This is a genomic window from Schaedlerella sp. (genome assembly GCF_056796775.1).
Genome location: NZ_JBQIKP010000004.1, coordinates 1 through 25673, shown reverse-complemented (window position 1 = coordinate 25673; position 25673 = coordinate 1). Strand labels below are relative to the sequence as shown.

General features: G+C 50.4%; 19 protein-coding genes. 16 read left to right on the top strand and 3 right to left on the bottom strand.

Annotation, left to right across the window (positions count from 1 at the left end; all coding sequences use genetic code 11):
- The first annotated feature begins 258 nt into the window (after positions 1-258).
- The 7 genes from ACTOY7_RS03250 to ACTOY7_RS03220 all read left to right on the top strand — a co-directional run bounded on the left by ACTOY7_RS03250 (position 259) and on the right by ACTOY7_RS03220 (position 9097).
- A complete protein-coding gene (locus ACTOY7_RS03250; RefSeq protein WP_482671244.1) occupies positions 259-1305 on the top strand; it encodes a PDDEXK nuclease domain-containing protein in 1047 nt (348 codons plus the stop codon).
- A gap of 457 nt (positions 1306-1762) precedes the next feature.
- Positions 1763-2464, top strand: a complete 702-nt coding sequence (locus ACTOY7_RS03245; protein ID WP_300886427.1) for a lantibiotic protection ABC transporter ATP-binding protein — start codon at positions 1763-1765, stop codon at positions 2462-2464.
- 79 nt (positions 2465-2543) lie between these two features.
- Positions 2544-3308: a lantibiotic immunity ABC transporter MutE/EpiE family permease subunit gene (locus ACTOY7_RS03240; RefSeq protein ID WP_125126199.1), complete on the top strand. Its 765-nt coding sequence runs from the start codon at positions 2544-2546 to the stop codon at positions 3306-3308.
- On the top strand, positions 3305-4210 hold the full coding sequence (locus tag ACTOY7_RS03235) for a lantibiotic immunity ABC transporter MutG family permease subunit (RefSeq protein ID WP_482672420.1): 906 nt from the start codon (positions 3305-3307) through the stop codon (positions 4208-4210). Before ACTOY7_RS03240 ends, ACTOY7_RS03235 begins: the two co-directional genes overlap by 4 nt.
- Positions 4203-4868, top strand: coding sequence for a response regulator transcription factor (locus tag ACTOY7_RS03230; RefSeq protein ID WP_482671811.1), 666 nt, complete (start codon positions 4203-4205; stop codon positions 4866-4868). Before ACTOY7_RS03235 ends, ACTOY7_RS03230 begins: the two co-directional genes overlap by 8 nt.
- Complete coding sequence (locus ACTOY7_RS03225; RefSeq protein WP_482671810.1) at positions 4865-6316, top strand: sensor histidine kinase; 1452 nt, start codon at positions 4865-4867, stop codon at positions 6314-6316. Before ACTOY7_RS03230 ends, ACTOY7_RS03225 begins: the two co-directional genes overlap by 4 nt.
- 375 nt (positions 6317-6691) lie before the next feature.
- Positions 6692-9097 carry a GH39 family glycosyl hydrolase gene (locus tag ACTOY7_RS03220; protein WP_482671809.1) on the top strand — a complete coding sequence of 802 codons (2406 nt, stop codon included), beginning with the start codon at positions 6692-6694 and terminating at the stop codon, positions 9095-9097.
- A gap of 485 nt (positions 9098-9582) precedes the next feature.
- On the opposite strand, the gene ACTOY7_RS03215 is transcribed toward ACTOY7_RS03220, so the two are convergent.
- The 3 genes from ACTOY7_RS03215 to acpS form a co-directional block, all read right to left on the bottom strand.
- Positions 9583-11286, bottom strand: coding sequence for a methyl-accepting chemotaxis protein (locus ACTOY7_RS03215; RefSeq protein WP_004082728.1), 1704 nt, complete (start codon positions 11284-11286; stop codon positions 9583-9585).
- Between the two features lie 324 nt (positions 11287-11610).
- Positions 11611-12606: an IS1595 family transposase gene (locus ACTOY7_RS03210; RefSeq protein ID WP_482672660.1), complete on the bottom strand. Its 996-nt coding sequence runs from the start codon at positions 12604-12606 to the stop codon at positions 11611-11613.
- Between the two features lie 71 nt (positions 12607-12677).
- On the bottom strand, positions 12678-13118 hold the full coding sequence (gene acpS / locus ACTOY7_RS03205) for a holo-ACP synthase (protein ID WP_482671632.1): 441 nt from the start codon (positions 13116-13118) through the stop codon (positions 12678-12680).
- Positions 13119-13301: 183 nt separating this feature from the next.
- Here acpS and ACTOY7_RS03200 point away from each other — a divergent pair, with 183 nt between their 5' ends.
- The 9 genes from ACTOY7_RS03200 to ACTOY7_RS03160 all read left to right on the top strand — a co-directional run bounded on the left by ACTOY7_RS03200 (position 13302) and on the right by ACTOY7_RS03160 (position 25581).
- A complete protein-coding gene (locus ACTOY7_RS03200; RefSeq protein ID WP_004082724.1) occupies positions 13302-13970 on the top strand; it encodes a TetR/AcrR family transcriptional regulator in 669 nt (222 codons plus the stop codon).
- Positions 13971-14329: 359 nt separating this feature from the next.
- On the top strand, positions 14330-16072 hold the full coding sequence (locus tag ACTOY7_RS03195) for a CocE/NonD family hydrolase (RefSeq protein WP_482671633.1): 1743 nt from the start codon (positions 14330-14332) through the stop codon (positions 16070-16072).
- Between the two features lie 63 nt (positions 16073-16135).
- Positions 16136-16375, top strand: a complete 240-nt coding sequence (locus tag ACTOY7_RS03190; RefSeq protein ID WP_004082720.1) for an acyl carrier protein — start codon at positions 16136-16138, stop codon at positions 16373-16375.
- An 88-nt stretch (positions 16376-16463) separates the two neighbouring features.
- The gene (locus ACTOY7_RS03185; protein WP_125126210.1) at positions 16464-17477 is read left to right on the top strand and encodes a phosphate acyltransferase; all 1014 of its coding nucleotides are present in this window, start codon (positions 16464-16466) and stop codon (positions 17475-17477) included.
- A complete protein-coding gene (buk, locus tag ACTOY7_RS03180) occupies positions 17470-18573 on the top strand; it encodes a butyrate kinase (RefSeq protein ID WP_482671634.1) in 1104 nt (367 codons plus the stop codon). Before ACTOY7_RS03185 ends, buk begins: the two co-directional genes overlap by 8 nt.
- Positions 18574-18597: 24 nt before the next feature.
- A complete protein-coding gene (locus ACTOY7_RS03175; protein ID WP_482671635.1) occupies positions 18598-19758 on the top strand; it encodes an MFS transporter in 1161 nt (386 codons plus the stop codon).
- Between the two features lie 18 nt (positions 19759-19776).
- Positions 19777-22173: a GH39 family glycosyl hydrolase gene (locus tag ACTOY7_RS03170; RefSeq protein ID WP_004082712.1), complete on the top strand. Its 2397-nt coding sequence runs from the start codon at positions 19777-19779 to the stop codon at positions 22171-22173.
- A gap of 24 nt (positions 22174-22197) precedes the next feature.
- The gene (locus ACTOY7_RS03165; protein ID WP_482671636.1) at positions 22198-24171 is read left to right on the top strand and encodes an oxidoreductase; all 1974 of its coding nucleotides are present in this window, start codon (positions 22198-22200) and stop codon (positions 24169-24171) included.
- A gap of 465 nt (positions 24172-24636) precedes the next feature.
- Positions 24637-25581 (top strand): transposase, encoded by a 945-nt coding sequence (locus ACTOY7_RS03160; protein ID WP_482671637.1) that lies wholly within the window; start codon positions 24637-24639, stop codon positions 25579-25581.
- The last annotated feature ends 92 nt before the right edge of the window (positions 25582-25673 follow it).

Here is a 25673-nt window from a genome sequence, read left to right as displayed (position 1 = left end):
TGGAACGAATTGTGGCATGAAAAGCTGCTTGAGGACATTTCTAATATGGTTTTGAGATGTTTTGGGCATTATTGTAGATGAATTCGCTGGTGGAAGATAGAAAGGCTAATATTGAAATTTGTGTCATTCCGAACAACTATCCAGTAAATTATAAGGTCGAATATCATTATCGGAGTGTCAGCACTAAGCAGCAGTTAAAGGGACAGGAATCGAATACCTGAAAAAATTCTCCGCACTGCGGAGAGAATTGGAGGATTTATGGAACTTGCTAAATATGAGAATAGGCTCTATTTAGAAATCAAAAAGTTGATAGATAATAGTCGCAATAAAGTTGCTTTCATTGTTAATTCTGAGATCACAGATTTGTATTGGAAAATTGGAAGTCATATTAATGAAAATATACTTAATAATGAACGTGCAACATATGGAAAGCAGATTATAAAATATTTATCAGAAAAGTTGACGCAAGAGTATGGACGTGGATGGAGCGAAAAACAGTTGCGGCATTGTGTGCATTTAGCGATTACATTTCCTTATGACGAAAAATTCTCCGCATTGCGGAGAGAATTAAATTGGACATGTATAAAAGCATTAATGTATATAGATGAACCGTTGAAGAGAGATTTTTATATCGAAATGTGCAAAATGAACCATTGGAATACTCGAACGCTTCAGGATAGAATTAATTCTATGCTGTATGAGAGAACCGCTATTAGCAGAAAGCCGGATGAGCTGATAGTTCAGGAATTGTCATTATTGCAAGAAGAAAATAAATTGACTCCGGATTTAGTGTTTAGAGATCCATATTTTTTGGATTATCTGGGGCTTACGGATACTTATTCTGAAAAGGATTTGGAATCTGCAATTATTGCAGAATTGCAGCAGTTCATTATAGAATTGGGGTCTGATTTTGCGTTTATGGCTCGTCAGAAAAGAATTACGATAGATAATGAAGACTACTATATCGATCTGTTATTCTTTCATAGAAGACTGAAGTGTCTGGTCGCTATTGACCTGAAATTAGGAAAGTTTGAAGCGGCACATAAAGGACAAATGGAACTTTATTTACGTTGGCTGGAAAAATACGAAATGGTTGAAGGGGAAAATCAGCCGATAGGGTTGATTTTGTGTTCTGGTAAAAATGAGGAACATATTGAACTGATGAGACTCGATGAAAGTAATATACGAGTTGCGGAGTATATGACAAAACTTCCAGACATGAAGTTGCTTGAGGCTAAACTAAAACAATCTATTAACAGGGCTAAGAAGAGGCTTGCTTCATCATTAGATTCAGGTCGTTCCTAGATAGATCTGAGAATCAAGATATAAAACTGGAATTTTTTTGCGGTAATTGGCTCTCTGTTTGTAGCCCCTGTTTGTCCGTGTTAATGATAAGTTAGTTTCTATACTTCCTTATCACTGTAAACATAAGGGTTTTAGTGCTTATAATAGCGTAAATGATTTCATTGTCCGAAATAGCTGTCCGTTTAGAAGTGTCATATAAAACGGTATAAAGGGCGGTAGTAGACTTAAAAAAGACTGGCGATATCGAAAGAGTGTTGACTGTTTGGCACTCTTTTTTTGGTGGCCGTATATAGAAAAAAGAACAGCGGATTTTTCATTTCCTTATAAATTCTTCATAATTCCAATTTATCCTTATATATGTAATCGGATATGAAGCAGAAGATTTTACTGCATAGGCTGAGTGCTCAACTGCTATTACAAAGTACCCGATGAAAGAGGATAAAGGAAAGGATGGAATATGATGAAACATATTTTAGAAACAGAGTGTGTAACAAAAGAGTTCCGGGGGCATTCCGCAGTGTGCGGCGTGTCTCTGCAGGTGCCGGAGTGCTGTGTATACGGGCTTCTTGGCCCCAACGGGGCGGGAAAATCGACGATTCTTAAGATGCTGACAGGGATTTTTAGGCCCACCAGCGGGAAGGTGCTTTTTGACGGACATCCATGGAGTCGGAAGGATCTGGCAGAGATCGGCGCGCTGGTGGAGACGCCCCCGGTATATGAGAACCTGACGGCCTGGGAGAATCTGAAAGTCCGGGCGCTGATCCTGGGAATATCGGACGTCCGGATTCGGGAAGTGCTGGAACTGGTGGATCTGGCGGATACAGGGAAGAAAAAGGCGGGGGCATTTTCGCTGGGGATGAAGCAGAGGCTGGGACTTGGGATCGCGCTGCTTAACCGGCCGAGGCTTTTGATCCTGGACGAACCGCTGAACGGACTGGATCCGATCGGGATTCAGGAGCTGCGTGAAATGATCCGGAGATTCCCCCAGGAGGGGATCACGGTGATCGTGTCCAGCCATATCTTGAGTGAGATCGCCCAGACTGCAGACTATATCGGGATCATCGCAAACGGGATGCTGGGTTATCAGGGAGAAATGCCGGAGGAAGGACATCTGGAGGAATTATTTATGAAGATTGCGGCGAAGCACCGGGCGGCTTAGGAACCGGCGCGAAATCATATGTACAGACTGTGCGTTAAGAGAAACTGGCAGGTATATATTTGGAAGGAGAAGAGATCAGATGAGAGAATATTATATTGCGGAGAGTTTAAAGAACCGGCACACCTTCGCGGGGAAGCTGGGCTGGATCATGCCGTTGACGGTGGTGGCACTGTCGGCCATGCTGACCTGGGATTATTTTACAATCGACTGCTATAACTGGTGGTATACAGTTCTGTTCCCGGGAATGGCTGCGTTCCTGTGCGGGGCAGTGGGAAACAGGGATAAGAAGCTGGGGAATCGGGCCATCTGGACGCTGCCGGCAGAGCCGGGGAACATATGGGACGGAAAGATCCTGTACGGCATCCGCTGTATGGGAACAGCCCTGCTGGTGCTGGGAGGCGTGACCCTGGCTGCCGGTATCGGAATGGAACAGATCCTGCACAGAGTATTACGGATCAGCCTGACACCCGGACAGCAGATCTTTGCGGTGCTGATATTGTTTACAGTGTCATTGTGGCAGATTCCCTTCTGCCTGTTTCTGCAGCAGGCTATAGGGACATTTCCTATGGTGCTTCTCCATATGGGCATGTGGGTTCTGTGCTCCGCCGAACTGTCGCTGAAACCCTATTTCTGGGTGCTTCCGGGAGGAATTGCGTCCCGGATGATGTGTATAATCTTGGGGATACTGCCAAACGGGCTGGTAGCAGAACCGGGAAGCATGACCTATTCACCGGAACTGATGGAACGGACGGGGCTGCCTCTGGGAATCGCGGCATCGCTTATCTGGTTCTTTCTTTTCTGGCGTTTGAGCCGGAGGTGGTTTGAAAGGAAGGTGGAGAGATGATGGAAGCTGTGAGGACAGATGTAAACAGATCGGGGGAATTAAAAAGTTCTGTAAAGGAAGAAGTGACGCCTGAAAAATTAAAAGAGCATGTAAGGACAGAAAGAGAGCAGCCCGGGGAATCCGGAAGGTCTGCAAAAGTGAATAGAAGCATACAAGGGGAACTGCTGCGGCTCATAAAAGCGGAATTTTGGAAAGTGCGGCATACCCTTTTAACCTGGATTCATCTGCTGGTTCCTCTGCTGGGGATTGTGGTGTTCCTGATGTACTACAGTTGGTCAGGGTGGAGTGACGAAGGGAAGGTATCCGGGTACATCCAGGTATTATCCATTGCATTTCCGCTGATCATCAGCGTAGTCTGCTCCCTGTCCGTGGAAATGGAGGAACAGGGGCATTTCCAGACGATGCTCGGGGCGATGGTGCATAAAAAAGCCGCGCTGCTGGCAAAGTGGGCGGTGCTGGCGGTGCTGGGGCTGGGGGCTCTGCTGCTGGCAGTGGGAGGGTTTGCGGCGGGCTTCGGGATGATGACAGGAGGGTCGGTCTATACACCGGCGCAATATGCAGGGATGGTGGGGGTGCTGTGGCTGGGAGGAATCAATTTGTACCTCCTTCATCTGTTCCTGAATCTGGCATTTTCCAAAACCATTTCTATGTGTGTCGGAACAGCGGAGCTGCTCACAGCGGCGTTGTTTCTGACCGGGCTGGGGGAAGGGCTGTGGCAGTTTTTTCCCTGCTCCTGGGGTAGCAGATGGAGCGGATATCTGCTATTATATTGGAAAGGGCAGGCGATGCCTGCCGGATTTGTATCCCGGAGCCTGGGAATCGGCGCAGTTCTGACGGCGGCGCTGTGGGGAATGATTTTCCTGTGGTATCATTATTATGAAGGAAGGCAGTGTCATGATTAATATATTGGCAGTGGATGATGAGAAACATATCTTAAGGCTGATTCAAAACGCGCTGGCAAGGGAAGGGTATCATGTGACGGCGGTGTCAGATCCGCAGGAGCTTGAAAAGCTGAAACTCACGGAGTATCAATTGATCCTTCTGGATGTCATGATGCCGGGGAAGGACGGATTTGCGCTGTGCGGGGAGATTCGGGATTCGGTGGACTGCCCGATCCTGTTTCTGACCGCAAAAACGGAAGAGGCGGATATCATGAAGGGGCTGGGCGTGGGAGGGGACGACTACATTACCAAGCCCTTCGGCATCGGAGAGCTTCGGGCACGGGTGGCGGCCCATCTGCGGCGGGAGACGAGGGAGAAAAAGCAGGCGGTGTCGGTGGGCGGCGTGCAGTTTCTTTTGAAGGCGAAAAAGGTGCGGTACAAGGATGAGGAACTGGATTTTACAAAGAGTGAGTATGCGATCTGCGAGTACCTTGCGCTGAACCATGGCCAGGTATTTTCCAAGGAGCAGATCTATGAGCATGTCTTCGGCTATGAGAAAGAGAGCGACAATTCGGTGATCACCGAGCATATCAAGAATATTCGGGCAAAATGCCAGAAGGCAGGGCTGGAGCCGATTGAGACGGTGTGGGGGATCGGATATCGATGGAGACAGGGATGAGGAGAAAAGGACAAAAAACAATCGCAAATGTTTTTCTGAGATATATCTGCCTGCTGGCAGGAGGGGCGCTGATGTGGCTTCTGATCCTGGTCTGCATCTTTATCGCGCTGGAGGCGTCTGGGGAGGTGCTTCCGGCCAATTATGCGGAGCTCTGGCTCAATGAAACGGCGGCAGAGATCCGGACGGCTTCGGAAGTCACAGAGAACATGATACCTCCGGAGTGCACCTTCGGAGTCTACAAGACAGATGGAAGCTGGCGGTACGGTACGTTTTCCGGGGAGCTAAGGGAAGTGGCCTGGGAGCACTATGAAAAGAATGATGCCTATACCGATGGCAGTGGGTACCTGCGTTTCCTGGAACGGGATAAGGGGGAGGTGTGCATTGTAAACTACAGGATTACTATGCTGTATCGGAACGCATTTCTTAGAAAATGGGTTCCCAGGATGGATTTTCTGCTGGTGATCGGATATGTGGTTCTGTTCTTGCTGCATACGTTCGTGGTCTCACGGCATTTTGGGAAAGATATGGGGGCAAGGCTTGCGGTGCTCAATGAGGTTACGGGAGAAATCCGGAACCAGAACCTGGATTTTGAAAGGACGCATTCGGAATTGAAGGAAGTGGAGGAAGTGCTGGATTCCCTGTATCAGATGAAGGAGGCCCTGAAAAGCTCCCTGCATCGGCAATGGAATTTGGAAAAGGGCAAAGAGGAGCAGATTGCGGCGCTGGCCCATGATATCAGGACTCCGCTGACGGTCATCCGGGGAAATGCGGAGCTTTTGGCGGAAGGGGAGCTTGCGGAGGAGGAACAGGAGTATAACCGGGATATCCTGCAAAGCGTGGCGATCATGGAGGAATATCTGGAAATGCTGCATGAGATTCTGCAGGCAGACCGGACAGAGATGGAAAACGGCAGCGCACAGGAGGATGACGAAGAGCGGCAGATCACTTGTGAAGCGCTGGCCGGGAAAATGGAGGAGCAGGCCAGGCTTCTGGCATCCGCGCGGCAATGTGGGGTTACGTTCAGAAGAGGCCCGCTGCGGGGCATGGTCAGAGGGAGTGAAAGCCGGATGATCAGGGCATTTCAGAATATTGTCAGCAATGCGCTGGATTACAGCCCCCCTGGGAAAGGGATACGGATTGCGTTTTCCAACAGGGAAGAAGCAGGGAAGGCGTATCTGCTGGCGGTAGTTACGGATGAAGGGCCGGGATTTTCAGCGGAAGATCTGAAATATGCCGCCGAACGGTTTTACCAGGGAGATAAAAGCCGGAGCAGCAAGGTGCATTATGGGATCGGACTGCACACGGCCCGGCAGTTTGCCATGGGCCAGGGGGGATATCTGGTGATGGAGAATGGGGAGGAAGGCGGGGCAAAAGTGACGCTTGGTATGTTACTGTTGACTCCTGGGCCGTGCACTGCGCTGCACGGTCACAGGCCAGTACAGTACTAGTATAACTCACGATAATTACCGCTACCTTACACACAGGATAAATTTTCATGTGCAAGGAAGCTGGGAATGAACAAGAACAAATAGAGGACAGATATCAAAGATTGTGTTATAATGTGAACACTTGACGGGAGTTTTACGGAATTGAGGAGCGTGATCGGTGATGGGAATGTATTTGAATCCAGGAAATAGTGGATTTGCCGGGATCAGAAATGACACATGTTGACAAAAGCGGATTGATCGGCCTGGTCAACGAGACGATAGATCCCCCAGGCGCTTGACATGCTTGCTGGCCGTCGGAATCGGCTACAGCAGAGAAACAAAAGAACATGCCTGTAAGGTAGAATGGCTGGAATAAACACAGGAAAGGTACAGAACATGGAAAATATACGTTCAGTCATGGACTTTGAGTTTGATACGAGAAAAATACAGAATACGCATTTCCACCAGAACCCCGAGATCATCTATGTGCTGGAGGGCGCTCTGGAGCTGGAGATCGAATCGGAGACCCAGGAGCTGCAAAAAGGGGAATTTCTGCTGGTGAACGCCAACAAGCGGCATTCCCTGCGGGAGACACGAAAAGACCTGCTCATAGTCAGCATCCAGATGAATTTTTCGATACTGGTGGAATATCTGGGGACGAACCAGATTTTGTTCTGGTGCAATTCCGCGGCGGACAAAAGCGAGGCTTACGAACAACTGAAAAAGGTGCTGGACCGGATGCTGAACCGGTACTATGACAAGGAAAAGGAAGGTGCTCTGTATCTCAACAGCATTTATTACGAGGTATTGTATCTGCTGACCAGCTACTTTATGATCAAGGCGGACGATAACCGGCTGAAAGAACAGGTGTCGCCGGACAATTCCCGGGTGTTTGAGATCCAGAATTATGTGCAGGCCAATTACCAGAAGCAGATCAGCCTCAATGACCTGGCAAAAAAACTGTACCTGTCCAACGCCTATCTGTCCAAGTATATCAAGAAGCGGTTCGGTCTAAGCTTTCTGGAATATGTGAACAATATCCGGCTGTTCCATGCGGTGGACGAGCTTTTGTATACGGAGAAGAAGATCACAAGAATCGCGCTGGACAACGGCTTTCCCACATCGGCATCCTTCAACAAGGCATTCCGGGACATTTACCATATGACGCCCTCCGCCTACCGGACCAGCGTGCGGCAGGAGGAACGGGAGGATATGGATGCAGCCGGACAGCAGGAGGAAGTGGGGCAGAGGGTGAAGGACTATCTGGCAGGCAGCGTTACGGTGGAGGACACCGTCGCGGCCAGAAATATCAGCCTGTTTACCGTGGACGCTTTGAAGACGAAGGAATACACCAAAAACTGGTGCAAGATCATCAACATCGGGCGGGTGGAATCACTTCTGGACAGCAGCATGCAGCAGCAGATTCTGCTTATGCAGGAGGAGCTGGGATTTTCCTATGTCCGGATCTGGAACATCTTCGTGGGAGACATGTACGATGAGGACGAGGAGAAAGGGTGGCACTACAATTTCAGCCGGGTGGACCGGGGGCTGGATTTTCTCGTGGATCACAGGCTGAAGCCGTATATCGAGCTGTCCTTCAAACCGATCCATGTGAGTTATACCATCAATTCCACCCTGGCCCAGAAGGAGAACGACATCATTTTCCACGAGCGGGAAAGCTATGAGAAGGTGATGCAGGATTTGGCGGCCCACCTGATCAACCGGTACGGGCTGGAGGAGATCGAGACCTGGTATTTTGAACTCTGGAAAGACGAGCGGATGAACATGCTGGACGAAAACGGATGGTATTTCGACTGCTTTGAGATCGGATACAAGGCTTTGAAGCAGATTTCGCCCAGGATCAGGGTGGGCGGCGCAGGATTTGCCATGGGATATGACCGGCATCAGTACCGGGATCTGATCAGCAACTGGAAAAAGCGGCAGATCCGTCCGGACTTTATCAGCGTGTACGCCTACTCCTATGAGCTGATCCAGCAGAATAACATGTATTTCGGGAAGCGTTCGCTGGATCACAATTTTGTAAAAAATCAGGTGGATATTTTTAAAAAGATCCTGGCGGAGGAGGACTTTGTGCCGGAGGAACTGCATATTACGGAGTGGAACTTCACCATTTCCAACCGGAACTGCATCAATGACAGCTGCGCCCATGGAGCCTATGTGATGAAAACCTGCATTGAGTCCATTGGAAATGTGGATATGATGGGGTACTGGCACGGGTCAGACCTGCATACGGAATTTTTTGATACGGAAGGCGTCCTGTATGGGGACAACGGGCTGCTGACCAGGGACGGGATCAAGAAGCCGTCGTTCTACGCCTTCCATTTCCTGCATTTCGCCCAGTCCCGACTGCTGGGAAAGACGGAAAACGCCCTGCTGACCACCAACGGCAGAGGCACCTATTCCATTGTATGCCACAACTGCAAGCAGTTCAATTACCGGTATGCCATGAAGGAGGAGAAGGACATCCGGATTGAGGAGATGGACGAGCTGTACGAAGACCTGGAGGCGGTTCACTTGAAATTCGAGATCCGGAATGTGAAAGACGGGGATTATCTGATGCGGGTATTCTATGTAAACAAGGACAACGGAAGCGTGCAGAATACCTGGAAGGATATGGAGTATATCAGAAATCTGTCAAAAGGGGAGATCGACTACATGCGCCGCAGCGCTATGCCCAGGGTGGAGCTGCGCAGGCTCAAGGCGGAGGACGGGGTGCTCCGGGTGGAGGCGAAGCTGGCGCCACATGAGATCAAGGCGCTGGATATTCGGTATCAATACTAGTACAATGTTGCATTAATTTTGAAGTAATAAGCGTTCGCTGTTCATGTCAGTACAAGGCGGAGGAAGGAGGCGATGCCGGTAGCATCGTTGACTGACTCCAACGCAGTAATGGCATGGACAGCGAGCGCTTATTACTCAATTATTAATGCAACATTGTACTAGTGTACTGACCGCATTATATTCCAATAAACCTCCTTGTCTAATTTTCCATCGGACTGCGTTGACTTCAATCGACGATCAGGTCATAAGGAATCCTCCCGCAAGCGGGTCCCTCCTTGTGACAACAGTAACCACATCGCCTCATTCAGTCGCCTTGCCGATGAAAAATTATCCTGCGGAGTTTTACCGGATATAATGCGGTCAGTACACTAGGGCTGATCCGACTGTCAATTGCAATAAAGGGACGCTTTCCCCTGCGAGAGCGTCCCTTGAAAGTATTTCCGGCTGTGCGGCTGCCAATCCGACAGCTGGAAGTATTTTGACATTTAACGATGACTGCCGTTTTTCAGGCGGAATCGTCCAACCAGGCTCTTCATGAGCTGGGACTGGCCGGACAGCTCCTGGCTGGCCGCGGCGCTTTCCTGGGCGGTTGCGGAGTTGGTCTGCACCACGCTGGAAATCTGCTCGATCCCCATGGAGATCTGGGAGATGGCGTCTGCCTGTGTGCTGCTGGCCTCGGAGATCTGGGAGATGATATCGTGCATCGCGTTGACGCCTTCCACCGCTTCTCTCAGAGATTTTGCGGTTTCGTCCGCAATCTGTGTTCCGCTGGCTACTGCCTGCAGGGAATTTTCGATCAGGGAAGCCGTACTGTGGGAAGCATCGGCGCTCTTGCTTGCTAAGTTGCGGACTTCATCGGCCACAACGGCGAAGCCTTTTCCGGCGTCTCCCGCGCGGGCTGCCTCCACCGCTGCGTTCAGAGCCAGGATGTTGGTCTGGAACGCAATATCTTCGATGGTCTTGATGATCTTGCCGATCTCATCGGAACTATGGCTGATATCGTTCATAGCCTGAATCATATCCTGCATCTTCTGGTTGCTTGTATTCATCTCATCACTGACCGTATCCGCCATGGAGTTGGCCTTTCTGGCGTGCTCCGCATTTTGCTTGACGCGGTTCGAGATCTCGGTCACTGTGGCGGCAAGCTCTTCCACGGAGCTGGCCTGTTCCGTCGCACCCTGGGAAAGCGCCTGGGCTCCGCTGGATACCTGCTCGGAACCGTTTGCCACCTGCTCAGAGCTGGAACTGATCTGAAGCATGGTGTCATTCAGCCGTTCAGAGATCGTGCGGAAGGAATCCAAAAGAGGACGGAAACCGCCGGTATACTCCTCGGCGCAGGCGGAATCTATGGTAAAATCTCCGGAAGCCATTTTCGCCAGAAATTTATTTTCATCTTCAATGATGGCCTGAAGCTTGCGGATCAGCCTGCGTACCTGTGAGGAAAGGTCGCCCAGCTCGTCTCTCGACTCATAGGAAATATGGATATCCAGGTCACCCTGCGCCATCTTCGTAGCGGCCTGCTCAATTTCAAATAAGGGAAACTTGATCCCACGTATGATTATAAAGGAAAAGTACACGCCGATGATAATAATGATAATCATGACGGCAGCCTGGGAAAGGAGCGCGGTTCTGTAAAGAGAAATACTCTCCTGGGTCTCGGAATTGCTGCCTTCCGTATTATATGCGATGATATCGGCAAGGGCGCCGGTTACCGCATTGTAAAGTCCGACACATTCGCCGTCCAGAAGGCTGCGGGCCTGTTCGATTCTGCCCTGCTTTGCGAGAGCAAGCAGTTCCTCATCCGCCTTGGCATACTCGCTCCATGCTTTTTGAGCGGCTTCATAATATGGGGTTTCTTCCGGATCAATCAGGCCGCCGTATTTGGCAAGAAGGTTATTCATCTCTTTTTTTTCGCTCTCCAGATACTGCAGGCTGGATTCCTCCTTTTCCGAAGAAACGGCGGTGAGATACGCCAGCTCGTTGAGACGGATATAGGAAATGGTCGTATCCATATCTCTGGCCGTGTCAACGCTGGGAAGCCAGCTTGTGGAGATATCACTTGTTTTCTCATTCAATTTGCCCATCAGGCTGAATGACATGCCCCCGATTATCAGCATCCCGATCAGTGCGACGCCTACAAGGACATAGAGCTTTTGGCTGATTTTTAAATTTTGGATCACTTTTTTCATAACTATAGTCTCCTTATGTAAAAATATTGAAGCTCTTGCTTTCACTTGCAGCTTTTACGTGAAAGTCCATATTTATATCGTCATCTCCAAGCAAAATGATAAGATGGAATTAGGGAAAGTTTTCCACCTGTACGGTTGGATGCTCTAAAGAGCCTCCAACCTACTCATCCATTCGCAAAAACCGTGCTGACGCACTCTTACGTCTGCTAACGCAGCCGTTTTTTTGCTCATTCAAGAGTAGGTTGCTAATCCATAATCTCAGTTTTATTGCAATGAATTGCATAAAACTGAGAGGTGTTAGTCAAAAAAAGTGTTGGTAATTTCTTAAATCAACAACAACTGCCAATTACGGACATCTTTTATGCTGTGCCAATAGCATTCTTGTCCGACTGTGCCCAAGGATGAGAGCAATGTATCCTTCAGATTACTTGCGCATCGAAACGCAATCGAGAATAAAGCATTATAACGGTTGATATACTTCGTAGCAACACCACGATAATGATTATATGTCTCTTTGATAAATGAATGTAAGCTGTTGACTGTATTAAGGTTAAAAAATCCATGATGTTCTTCACGATTGATATCTACAACTGTGCAGTCTGCCAGCGTTTCGAGTACATGATAACTACGCAGTCCATCTGTAAGCACAAGGGTAGACTCCGCTATATGTCCTCGAAATATTCCTTCGAGTTCTTTACTGGATGGTTTTGCCCTGTTTACGCTCGCGGCAATTACACCGCCATCACGCTGGACGCCCGTACAGATGGAAATATATTCATTTGAAATCCCACGTTTGGCCGCTTTTGCGCCGTGTTTACGCGCTTCACGGCCTGCTGATTCCGGAACCGGGCCTCCCTTATAACAGTCAAGGACAAATGTTTCATCCAATTCAGCAATGTCGGAAAGGAGCACGGGATTTTTTTCAAAAAAATCTTGTAACGCCATAAGCACTTTATGTCGCATATTGAAAGATGTTTGATGGGAAAATCCATATTTTTTTGCAGATTCATCCAAAGTTTTCCCATAAAGTGTATCTTGTATAAAATCAATCCACACAGATTGCGTGTAATGGGAATTGGCCATCAAGGTATTTGTTGTATGCATATAGGTTCGTTTACAATCATAACACATAAAGCGCTGTTTTTTATTCTTGTGGCCGTGCTTGATAACATGTGAGCCGCCACAATACGGACAATCTGGCAGGGATTCAGATTGCTGATTTACGAAAACAATGCCAAGTACAAATTTAATAATCCGATCCAGATCAGATTCAGATAATGTTTTGATATAGTCAAAGAGTGTATTTATTTTGTTTTCCATAAGATTATCCCCCGTAAGTCTTTGTGATAATCTAATTATATCAGAACAAGTGTTTGCGTTCAAGCAAAAAATTAGAACCAACACTTTTTTTGACTAACACCAACTGAGATTATGGATTGCAACCGTACAGGTGGAAAGTTTTTATGCGCAGAGGCATAAGCAACGGCGTAATCCGTATCGTAGGAGAGGGAGACCAGAATCCGGGAAATTCCTTTTTGCTCTGCCAGCCGCAGGGCATTCCCGTGGAGGGTGACTGTAGGCTGCCCGTTCTCGTTTTCCAGGATCTCGATCTCATTGAGACGGATGTCATTCCCATGGAGGTTCAGGGATTTAAAGACCGCTTCCTTGCCGGCGAACCTGGTGGCAAAGCTGTTGAGCGGGACCGGCCGGGAGGTGATCAGCGCAACCTCGCCGGGGGTATAGGTTTTCCGAACAAAGGGATCGTTTAAGTCGGCGACACTTTTGGCTATGCTGCTGATTTTTAAAATATCGGTTCCGATGCCGTAAGTCATGGCAGAGGCTCCTCCTTTCGGTAGCTATCCATATTTTATATCTGCAAATCAGAAAAAACAAGTAAAAATCTTCAGGATGCAAAAAAGTACGGACACAGAATTGAAAATGGGGCGAAAAAATGTTAGCATAGAGGAGAAAATGACGTGAAAACAGGTTCCCCAAACAGATAAAGGAGAATGGCCATGCAGGAAATGATTTCGAATGCAAAAGGCTCCAGGTCGGAGCAGACAAGGAAGCGGATCGAACAGACGTATCTGAATCTGATTTTTGAAAAAAAGTGGGACAGGATCACGGTAAAGGAGCTCTGTTCCCGGGCGAATATCACCAGGGGGACGTTCTATCAATATTATGGGGACATCTATGAACTGATGGAACAGATCCAGGATTCCATCCTGCAGGAAATGTCGAGGAAATATAAGGAATTGTCCGGAAATCCAAGGCCGCCGTTCCCAATAGAAGAATTTATTGACAGGTATGAGATTGAGCCGCCGCCCCTTCTGCTGTTCTGGTTCGATTTCTGCAGGGCCCATAAGACGGCCATGGAAGCGCTGCTTGATCCCCACAACGGCGATCCTTATTTTGTGAAAAAGCTGAAAAATATATTGAATGAATACATCGAAGCCATGATGGACAATGACGGGCTGCCCCGGGATGAGCTGCGGGGGTATTTTGTCAGGACCGTTGCGGAACTGCACTTTCTGTCCGCGCGGCTTTGGCTGGAATCGGAGGGGGAAAACGCACTGACGGCTGAAGAGGTGGTGAACCTCCTGAACACCATGCGGGTAGGGGCGGGATATATGACCTATAAGCAGATGATCGCGGCAAAGACCGGGGACAAGACGCCGGTTTGACAGACCCATATGGAGGGGCTTGGAAGGATTCGGTTTTTACAATCAAAATGTTATATTACCCAGAAGACGGACGCTGATTTCCGGGATGTTCCAAAAGAGGACATGGATGGAAATCAGCGTCCGTTTTTGATTCCATGGTATACAGGAGCTGTCAGCGGAAGATGTTCCACCTGTACGGTTGGATGCTCTTTGAACATCCAACCCAACTCATTCATTCGGAAAAACCGGCCGGGGCAGTTAGACACATTTCTGAAATCTGTACAATTTGAACACAAACCGGAAAAGTGTTCTGTTGTTTTTCGTCTGATTTTTCTAAAATAGAATCAGTAAGGAAAAGAAAAACGAGGAGGTTTCCAAACATGGGAGAAGTAGAAAGAATTACGAAAACCGTGGATATGAGCGGGGAACAGGTGGAGATTGTCATGACAAAGATGATGACTCCCTGCACGCGGGAAGAATTTGAGGCAATGTCCCTGGAGGAGCGGGAGCGCGCGAAGATCCAGCCGGCGTTGAACCAGCGGACCTACAGCCCGGAGGAAGGGATCATCTGTATGCAGGACATTCCGGTGAAGATGCGTGACGGCGTGACGATCTATGTGGATATTTACAAGCCCGAGGCAGAGGGAAAATATCCCCTGATCATTTCCTGGAGCTTTTACGGCAAGCGTCCATTCGAGGGACAGGCAGAGTGGCAGATCATGGGGGTTCCTCCCCACACCGTGTCGGACATGTCCAAATTCGAGAGCCCGGACCCGGGTTACTGGTGCCGCCACGGCTATGCGGTGGCAAATGTAGACCCGAGAGGGATCGGACATTCGGAAGGGGACTTTGTACAGTTCGGTACCCAGGACGGAAAAGACGGTTATGACTTCATTGAGTGGGCGGCTGACCAGGACTGGTGCAACGGAAGATGCGGACTGGCGGGCAACAGCTGTGTGGCAATGACCCAGTGGAGGATCGCCGCTCAGCAGCCGCCCCACCTGGCATGTATTGCGCCATGGGAGTCCACCACGGATATGTACCGGGAATCTCTGTGCGAAGGCGGGATTCCGGCAAAAGCGTTTGTAGGCTTTGTGATGCGTGAGGCATGCGGAATTAACTACATAGACAACACGCCGCTGAACCTGGAAAAATATCCGTTTGTCAACTGCACGTACTGGAAGGACAAGGAACCGGACTTCGGGAAGGTGAAGATCCCGGTATACCAGACGGCATGCTGGAATCACCTGCACCTGCGGGGCTCCATCAACGCATTCCGGAAATGCAAATCCCGCCGGAAATGGCTCCGTGCCCACAGGAATTTCGAGTGGCCGGACGCATATAGCAATGAGAACATTCAGGATCTGGAAAAATTCTATGCCAGATATTTAAAGCTGGAGCGCAACGGCTGGGAGCTGACTCCGAAGGTCAGGATCGAGGTTCAGGATGTGGGAGAGTTCAACTACCAGACCAACCGTCCGGAAGAGTCCTTCCCGCTGAAACGGACCAGATACGAAAAACTGTACCTGGATGCGTCCGACAATTCCATGAAGGCAGAACCTGTGGCCGGGGAAGCAAAGGCAAGCTATGACAGTCTGACCGGAGAGGTGTGTTTCGATTACCGCTTTGAAGAGGATACGGAGCTGACAGGATACTTGAAGCTGAGGCTCTATGTGGCGGCGGAAAGCTACGACGACATGGATCTGTTCGTCAACATCCAGAAGCTGAGCACCACAGGGGAATTTCTTCCGATCACCTTGTTCGGGGAGAACCATCCGGGGGCGTGGGGCAAGATGCGTGTGTCCCGCCGGAAGCTGGACGAAAAGCTGTCCACAGATTACAATCCGGTGCAGGCCCACACCTGCGATGAAAAGCTGGAGCCGGGCCAGATCGTGCCTGTAGATATTGAGATCGTGCCCACCAGCCGGTTCTTCCACAAGGGGCAGCAGATCCGTGTCCAGATTGCCGGAAGGTATATCCGTGAAGACTGGTTCGAGCCGCTGAGATGGGAGTCTGACAACAAGGGCAACCACCTGATCTATACAGGCGGACAGTACGAGTCCTTCCTGCAGATCCCGGTGATCCCGCCCCGGTTCCAGGATGGGGACATTATCATCCGGTAATGAGGAAAACTGTGTGAATGCCGGCCGAGAATAGAACATAAAAAAAGAAAGGAATATCAAATCATGAGAGAAGAAGTATTGGCAAAGATCATCGAGAAAGCAAGCAAAATCTGGGGAGCAGACGCATCTACACTGAACGGAGATACGGAATTTGCGTCCATGAATCCCAAGTCCGCACATTATTCACAGATGACCACATTTCTGGAGGACGAATTTGACGCGGAGGTTCCTTATATGAACTTCAAGCGCTGCGCGACCTTCGGGGAAGCGGCGGATTATGTAGCAGAGCTGCTTGACGAATAATAGAATCGGGGCGGGCGGGGAATGAAACAGGTACACGATTTGCTGCGGAGACATGGCATTTCCCGACCGCTCTCAGGGAGAGAGTATCATGAATGAATTTATCAAGAATATGACGGAAAAAGCGAAAAAGAACCCAAAGCGGGTCGCTTTTCCGGAGGCTATGAATGTGGATATCCTGCGCACGGCGGAGCAGGTCACTGCGGCCGGGATTGGCTTTCCGGTCCTGATGGGAAAGCCAGAAGCGATTGAAAGCCTGGCAGGGGAGCATCAGATCTCCACAGCAGGATTCGACTATTTTGATTATACAGAGGAAGAAAACCGCCTGAAGCTGGCAGAGGAATATACGGCCGGACATGAGGATTTTTCCGCCAAGGCGGTTGCCAGGAAATCCAAAGACCCGGTGCGCTGCGCGCTGTTCCTTTTAAAGCTGCATAAAGTGGACTGCGTAGCTGCAGGAAAGGAATATTCTACAGGAGATGTGATTTTTGAAACCATGGGAATCGTAGGGCTGCAGGAAGGCGTGGAGAGCGTGTCCAGCTTAGGGATTGCGGATATCCCGGGATTTGACGGGCCCCAGGGGCAGATGCTGGGACTGGCGGACTGCGCCATTACCGCCCAGCCTGACGCAAAGGATCTGGCGGGCATCGCCATTTCTTCCGCAGACACCGTAAAAAATCTGCTTGGCTGGGAGCCCCGGGTAGCCATGCTGTCCTTTTCCACCTGCGGAAGCGCAGAGCATGAAAGCCTGGATGTTGTCCGGGAGGCGGTAAAGCTGGTGCGCGAATACCGTCCGGATGTGAAGGTGGACGGGGAATTTCAGTTGGATTCCGCCATCATCCCGGCAGTGGCAGCCAAAAAGGTTAAGTGGGAGAGCGAAGTGGCAGGTAAGGCAAATGTCCTCATCTTCCCCAACCTCCATGCAGGAAATATCGGAGTCAAGCTGATCCAGATCTTCGGCCATGCCAATGCCTACGGGCCGGTGCTCCAGGGCTTCGCGCAGCCGGTATGCGACTTCTCCAGAAGCGCGCCGGTGGATGAGATGCTTGGAAACGTGGCCATGCTGGTGATTCGCGCGGCGGCACAGGAGGAGCAGCATGGGTGATTATAAAGTATTTACGGTGAACCCCGGTTCAACATCGACCAAGATTGCGCTGTTTGAAGGGGACAAAAAAGTATTTTGCGCAAATGTCAGCCATGACGCCGGGGCTCTTGAGAAGTTTGAGACCCTTGCGGATCAGCTTGCCTATCGGAAGGAAACGATCGGGCAGCTTTTGAAAGAAAACCAGATCGACCTGAGAGGGCTGGATGCCTGCGTGGGAAGGGGCGGCGGACTGCTTGCCATGGACGGCGGCACCTATGCCATCGACGAACTGGTGCTGGATCATTCCATCCACGCGGCCAACGGGGTGATCCATCCGGCATGCTTAGGCCCCAGCATTGCGAAGGAGTTTGCGGATATGTACGGCGCAAAAGCGTATACGGTAAACCCGCCGGATGTGGACGAGCTCCAGGATCTGGCACGTATGACCGGAATCAAAGGGGTATACCGGATGGTCCACCTCCACGCACTGAACCTGAAAGAGACGACCATCCGCCATGCGGAAAGCCTGGGAAAGGCATATGAGGACTGCAATTTTGTAGTCTGCCATATCGGAGGCGGGATCTCCATCTCTGCGCACCGGGGCGGAAAGATGGTGGACGGATTTGACATCGTAGGCGGAGAAGGGCCCATGGCCCCCACGCGCTGCGGCAGTGTCTGTGCGGCGGATCTTCTGAAATACTGTGAAGGGAAAGACTTAAAAGAGGTGAAAAAGCTCTGCACCAGAAGCGGCGGATTTGTGAGCCACACCGGGATCTCGGATGCACTGGAGCTGACCAGGCGTGCCGAAAACGGCGATCCCTATGCCGAAATGCTGTGGAATACCATGATCTACCAGATTACAAAATGCATCGGCTCTATGGCGGCAGTGCTGCACGGCAAGGTGGACGGGATTCTGCTGGGAGGCGGAATGGTCTACAACCAGGATCTGGTAAACCAGGTGAAGGAAGCCTGCGGCTGGATCGCGCCGGTCTGCGCCTATCCGGGAGAATTTGAGATGGAAGCCATGGCGGCAGGAGCCGGGCGTGTGCTGGACGGAAAGGAAGCCGTGAAAACATACAGCGGCGTTTGTAATTTCCAGGGCTTTGACTTCGCATAAGGAAGAAAACAGGGTGAAAAAAATATGAAATTGAGTAAAACAGACAAGATAAAGATCATCATTACCATCGTCGCCATTTCCTTCATCCAGGGGCTGCAGTTCTGCGTGTCGCCGGTGCTGGGCCCGATCCAGAAGCATTTCCCGGAGGCCGGGGTGAGCATGGTACAGATGCTGGTGACGGCGCCGACCCTGCTTTCCATCGTGGTGGCGTTGATCTCCGGCGCTCTGGTGATGAAGATCAGCAAGAAAAAGCTGCTGGTATTTGCCGGGCTGGTGGCCGGAGTGACCGGATTTCTCCCCTTTCTGGCGGACAGCTTCTGGCTGCTGTTTGCGTCCCGGGCCCTCTACGGCATCTCGCTGGGGCTGGCGATCGCATTGAATACGGCGGTTGTGGCGGAATTTTCTGAAGGCGACGAACGGGTAGCCGTCATGGGCATCCAGGCGGCCAGCGTAGGCGCCGGGATGGTCGTGGTGACGACGGTGGGCGGATTCCTGGGCGGATTTGGATTTGAAAAATCTTATTTTATCAACAGCATCGGATTTATCTCCATGCTCTTGATCGCATTCTGCCTGCCGGATACCGGGACGGTGAAAACCGAACAGGGGGAAAAGCTGGAGATGACTCCAAGAGTCTGGACAGTGACGGCGCTTGGGGCGCTGGAAATGCTGTTTTTGATTACATTTTCCACCAACATCGCCATGCACCTTGGCGGAAGCCTGGCAGGCAGTACGGTGGTATCCGGAAATCTGACGGGCGTATTTTCCGGGGCCCAGATCGTCATGGGGCTGATCCTGGGGACGGTGACAAAGGCCACGAAGAAATATACGCTTCCGATCGCAATGCTGAGTTTTTCCGTGGGCGGTTTGTTGGTGATGCTTTTTCCGGCCAATTATGGTATGCTCATTGCAGGAGCGGTTTTCTGCGGATTTTCCCAGGGAATGTTCATACCGACGGCCATGGTGGAGGTGTCCAACGCTGTAAAACCCGCGGCCACGGCCATGGCGGCAGCCTGCCTGACCTGCGGAAACTGTTTCGGACAGTTTATATCCCCCACCGTTTTAAATACGGCTTCGAAACTGATCTTTGGAGAGACGGCCACGTCCCATGTGTATCTGCTGGCCGTGATCGGGATGACTGCAGCGGCAGCGGCGGTGATACTCTGTACAAAAAAGAAGCTAGTGTAGAAATGAAGAGGTAAAGGCATGGAAAACGACAGAAAACTGATGCAGTTTTATTTTCTTACAAGCCCGGAGAAATCAACACATTACCATCAGAATCTGGAGATACTCTATGTGCTTAAGGGCGAAATGGAGATTCAGATTGATGATGCTCTCTACATATTAAAAAATGGTGATTTTATTGTAGTCAACGCGAATAAGAGCCATGCCATTACCGTAACCAGGGAAATGTTCGGCGCCCGGTTTGAGATCGACTTCCACCTGCTGGCAGAATATATGGGAACCATGCAGCTCATGTTCTGGTGCAATACGGCGGCGGATAAAAATGATGCCTACCAGGACATGCGGGTTTTGCTGGACCGGATTCTGGAGCGGTATTTTGAAAAAGAAGACAAGGGCTCCCTCCATCTGCAGTCCCTTTATTTTGAGACACTGCATCTTCTGACCAGCAATTTTATGGTCAAGGCGGATGACGTGCGCGTCAATCTGGAAAATTCCCAGGATCGTGTCCGGGTGCGCCAGATCCAGAACTATATCCAGGCCAATTACCAGGGGCAGATCAGCCTGAATGACCTGGCGGAAAAGCTGTATCTGTCCAACGCATACCTTTCAAAATATGTAAAGAAACACCTGGGACTGACCTTTTTGGAATATCTGAACAACGTTCGTCTGTTCCATGCTGTAGACGAACTCATCTATACAAATAAAAATATTACCAGGATCGCGCTGGACAACGGCTTTCCCACATCAGCGGCATTTACCAAGGCATTCCGGGATATCCATGGGGAATCCCCCAGTGAGTACCGGAAGAAGATCCAGAATGTGAACCAGGAGCCGGAGCCCACTCCGGAGCAGGAGGAAAAGAACCGGCAGCGAATCCAGGAATATCTGAAATTAAGGGAAAACCGGCAGGAGCCGGTGGTAAAGCATTTCCAGGGCTGCGAGGCCGACGCGGCCGCATACGAGAGCAGAGACATGCTGTGGAATAAGGCGGTCAACGTGGGAGAAGCCTACTGCATCCTGCAGTCGGCGGTACAGAACCAGCTTCGGGAGATCCAGAGGGAAACCGGGATGGTCTATGCGAGGATCTGGAATCTGCTGACCCGTGAAAGCTGTTTTGATGAGCGGGAGGGATACAATTTCCGAAAGCTGGACCTGGTGCTGGATTTCCTGGTGGATATCCAGATGAAGCCGTATATTGAGCTGGGATACAAACCGGAGCTCTTTCTCTATACGCCGGAGCGGTGTCTGCGGCAGGAGGAGCGGGAGGACGGAATCTACCCCTATGATACGTTCTGCGAGATCATAAGGACGCTGTGTATGCACCTGGTGAACCGATACGGCGCGGATGAGGTGGAAAGCTGGTATTTTGAATTTTGGAATGACCCGCAGCTTCAGATGACCGGGGAGGACGGGGAGTACTACCGCTATTTTGAAGTCATTTACCGGACATTTAAGCAGATCCTGCCAGAGGTTCGGGTGGGCGGCGCCGGGCTGATCCTTGGGTATGAGACTCCGGTAGCCAGAGATATTTTTAAGATCTGGAAGCAGAGAGCATGCAGGCCGGATTTTATATCATTTTGCTCATTCCAGTATATCGCTCTGGTGGAATCCGGGATGCGGTACGGGAGGAAGTCCATTGACGGACATTATATGAAAAATCAGGTGGCGATCCTGCGGGAAATGATGGAAGAAGTGGATTTTCAGGTTCCGGAGATTCACATTGATGAATGGAATTTTACCGTATCCAACCGGAATATACTCAACGATAGCTGCGAGCAGGGAGCCTATATAATGAAAACCTGTATGGAGATGGAAGGCTGTGTGGATTTTATGGCCTATTGGCACGGACTGGATATCTATTCGGAGTACTATGATTCAGGGTCCATCTTAAACGGGGACTCCGGCATGATCTCCAGGGACGGTATCAAGAAGCCCTCGTTCTATGCCTTTCAGTTTTTGGGCAGGCTGCAGCAGTATGTCATGGCCAAGGACGAAAACTGCATGGTGACGACCAACGGCAGGGGCCGGTATGTGATCGCCAGTCATAATTATAAAAAACTCTCTTCCCGGTATGTATTTACCGAGGAGGACGAGATCCAGATCGGCGACCTGGAACAGTTCCTGGAGGATATGGAGCCGCTGGAACTGAGATTTTCGCTGAAAAATATGAAAAACGGAAATTACCTGGTGAAGATCTATTATGTGAACCAGGATAACGGAAATGCGCAGGAACTTTGGCGGAAGCTGGAATTTGCCAAAGGGCTTGCCAAGGACGAGATTGAATATCTGAAAAAGAGGGCGGTTCCTACCATGGAGATGAAAACCGTGGAGGTGACGGACGGCGTGCTGGAGCTGGAAAGCGTTCTGCTGGCGCAGGAAATCCGGCTTTTGGACATCCAGTACCAGTACCGGATGTGAGGAAACCGCGGAAAGGAAGGAATCATGGCGGAAAAAAGCTGCAGCAAAGGAAAAGAACTGTATCCTCATCTGTTTGCGCCTTTGAGGATCGGAAACATCAGGATGAAAAACCGCATCATCTGTGCGCCCACCAGCCCCAGCATGATCGATTTAAACGGACATTTTACACTGGAGATGATCGCTTATCTGGAGGAAAAGGCCGAAGGTGGCGCGGCGGTTGTGACTTATGGGGAGGCAATCATCCATTCGGCCACCGGAAAGTCCCACAACAAACAGCTTCAGCTGGATGCGTTCGGCGTGCGCCAGGGCATGGCGGAGGCGGCGAGGGCCATCCACAACGCAGGCGCCTATGCCAATATCCAGTTGTCCCACGGCGGAAAATACGGCGGACTGGTCAGCGTGGGCGGGGATGTGGCAACCTGCGAGGTGGCCTACGGCCCCAGCCATGAAGTGACACCCATGGGAGAGGTGCAGGAGATGCCCCGGGAGCTGATCTATGAGATCATCGAGTCCTACGGAAAGGCGGCGAAGCTGTGCAAGGAGACGGGATTTGATATGGTGCAGGTGCATGCGGCCCATGGATGGCTGTTTTCCCAGTTTTTATCCCCGGTGATGAACCAGAGGACGGATGAATTTGGAGGAAGCCTGGAAAACCGGGCCAGATTTTTCCTGCTGACGGTGGAGGCGGTCAGAAATGCGGTAGGGCCCCATTTCCCGATTGAGGCGAGGATCTCCGGGGACGACCTGACGGATATCGGTCTGGGGATGGAGGACTGCATCAAGGTGGCGGAGATGATCGACGGCAAGGTGGATCTGATCAACGTATCCTGCGGAAACCATGAGGACCCGGATATGTTCTGCAGAACCCATCCTTCCGCATTTTATCCGAGAGGGGTCAACGTGTATCTGGCGGCGGCCGTCAAAAAGCATGTGAAGACCCCGGTAGCCTGCGTGGGCTCCTTAAACGACCCGGCCCAGATGGAGGAGATCATTGCCTCCGGGCAGGCCGATGCGGTGGAGATCGGAAGGGCCGTGCTGGCCGATCCCTATCTGCCGAAAAAAGCGTACGAGGGCCGCGCGGATGACATTACACCCTGTCTGCGCTACTACGAGTGCTTCGGTTCCACCGTGGAGCTGGAGATGGTAAAATGTATGGTGAATCCCACCATGGGCCAGCAGCTTGCGGCGAAATGTCCGAAGGCGGAGCCGGAGCGGAAAAAGAAGATCCTGGTCGTGGGCGGCGGCCCGGCCGGGATGGAGGCAGCCATCACTGCCGCCCGGCGGGGGCATGAGGTCACATTGGCGGAAAAATCGGAAAGGCTGGGCGGAAACCTGCATCCGGCGGGAGCCGCTTATTTTAAGGAAGATATCCGGAAGCTCTGCAATGTGCTGGAGCGCCGGGTGGAGCGTGCCGGGGTGAAGGTGCTGCTGGGAACAGAAGCGACGCCGGACTATGTGAAGGAATTTGCGCCGGACGCGCTGTTCGTGGCGATTGGCTCCGAGGAACTGTGCCCGCCGATTCCGGGGCTGGATTCGGAGAAGGTCGTGATGGCGATCGACGCGGAGCTGCATCCGGAAAAGCTGGGACAGAAGGTGGTCATCATGGGCGGCGGCCTGGTGGGAGCGGAAGCGGCCGTCGGATTTCACCATGACGGGAAGGAATGCGCCATCGTGGAGATGAAGCCGGCCATTGCGGAGGATGTCAATTCCTTCTACCGGGGCGGCCTGATGCCGGAGGTGGAGAAGGCGGCTAAGTGTTATGTGAATACAAAGGTCAAGGCCGTGGTGCCGGAAGGGGTGCTCTGTGAGAAGGACGGAGAGGAGCTACTTCTGGAAGCGGATACGGTGGTGTGCGCGCTGGGATTGAAGCCCCTTTGCGAAAAGGCGGACACGCTGGCGGAGCTGGTGGACGAGTGCTATATCATCGGGGACTGCGGGAAGGTCGGGAAGATCTATGACGCGATGAATACAGGGTATTATGCGGCGGTGAGAGTGTAGAGGATCTATTATACTGCATTGCGATCAGAAATGGTTTATAACAGATCAGGAGGAAGCTGTCATGTGAGGAACATGGCAGCTTTTTCGTGGTGTATCCGGCGGGCGCGCGATCTAAGGGGAGTGCAAAATCTCCTCCATCCGATCTGTAAACTGTTTGACAAACGATCCGTTAGTAAGTATACTATTAAATCAATGTTAACAACTTAAATATTATTCTTCCTACTAACCACAATATCTTGTATTTTTGATTTTTAATCGCAGATAAATTTATTCCATCTTTTTAGTGGTATGGCATATTTCTCATACCGCTTTTTCTTTTCCTTAACTCAGGTTTCCATGTCTTTTCTTGCTTAATATTGCACAAATATATCGCCCTATTTTTGGTAATATTTACCTATTGACAAATTACGAAAATTTTGCAGCGAAGCTCCTTGATTATACACTTTTTGAAAGGAGATTCTTCTTATGAAATTAATGGAAATTGTCGCGTCTATCATCTGCAATACCCTTTCGGATCCTCAAGTACTTAAAAGGGCCCGTCTCAGAAAAGGGGCTTTTACCAGGAACTGTGGCAAGCTTCCCTTTTGGACTATGATGGAACTGCTCCTCAAAAGCGTCAAGCGTTCCACTTCTTCCATGCTTGATGAGTTCTTTTCTGACTTACGCAAGAAAATGGGGAATCCTATCTCACAGACCATCCACTGCTCACAGCAGGCTTTCAGCAAAGCAAGGGCTGGTATCAGCCACACCATTTTCCAGGAATGCTTTGAAAATGTCCTGGATTTCCTCTGCTGTACGGAATCCCTGGACTATCACCGCCGTCTTGGTGGGGTATGGGGCATTCAGCCTGTTGCGATTGATGGTTCCAAGATTCCCTTGCCTAACAGAAAAGCCCTTCTCCACAAATACGGCAGTATTGGGAGAGGCGCAAACTCTCCCACTGCCATGGCCAGCATTGCCTATGATGTGCTCAACCACCGTATTCTTGACGCCCTGCTTGAACCCATGAGCATTGATGAACGTACCCTTGCGGCACGCCATATGGATCACATCAGATGCAAAAGCCGGACAGATCTATTATACACCATGTTCATCTTCGATCGGGGATATGCTTCAAAAAAATTGATATCTTATATCGAAAATGATATCCATACGCGTTATCTTTTTCGGCTCCGCTCAAAATTCAACCTGGAGATTGATGCAGTCCCACTCCCTTCCGAAGAGCATGGGGTGACCGACCAGGTGGTCACTTTATATGAAGGGATGCGTGTCCGTGTGCTGCGCTTTTCCCTTCCCAGCGGTGTTACGGAAACCTTGATCACAAATGACTTTTCTCTGGATCAAACAGCTTTCAAAGCACTTTATTTTCTCAGATGGGATAAAATACCGATATCGGCATTTTGTCCCTAATGCCGATATTTTTTTAATGCCGATATTTTCATAAAAACCATATAGATGCGGATATTTTCTTAAAAATATCGGCATTAATCTTTATTATGGAG